Genomic DNA, 521 nt, shown 5'->3' with positions numbered 1-521 from the left:
AAGAACTTTTTTCTTACCAGGTTTTGGTGCTTCTTCTTTAACAGAAGATGAAGATGATTTCAATGAAGAACTTGATGTGGATGTTGAGTTCGATGTAGAACCAGAACTCGTTGAAGATGATGAACTTGATGATGAACTAGAACTCGTTGAAGATGATGAACTTGATGATGAACTAGAACTTGATGAGGATGATGAGCTTGATGATGAACTAGAACTTGATGAGGAGGTTGAGCTAGGTGTCGGTGGTGTTTGTTCTTTCTCACCTAATCCCTCTCCGGTTCCTGATTCCAATCTCAATTCACGGGTTAAACTACGCGGTGCTGGGAAATTGGTTGCTGTCCATGTTAACGTATTATGGACAATATCACCGACTTTCGTTCCAGGAGCTACTTTTGTAGAATATTCAATATACATTGGCCAATTGTAGTTATCACCAAATTCAATTGTAAAACCAGTGGTCTTTCCATCTGCATTCTTATTGAAAACAGCTTTTTTAGTAAAGTTATCCAGAACTGGAAGAC

General features: G+C 38.6%; 1 pseudogene. It reads right to left on the bottom strand.

Annotation, left to right across the window (positions count from 1 at the left end):
* Nucleotides 1-521, bottom strand: a pseudogene (locus tag SPADD19_RS12600) (wall-associated protein); the annotation flags it as partial.

This window comes from Streptococcus parasanguinis, from assembly GCF_001578955.1.
GTDB classification, from domain to species: Bacteria; Bacillota; Bacilli; order Lactobacillales; family Streptococcaceae; genus Streptococcus; species Streptococcus parasanguinis_U.
Note: the sequence above shows the minus strand (reverse complement) of the source record. Positions and strands in the feature narration are given on the sequence as shown.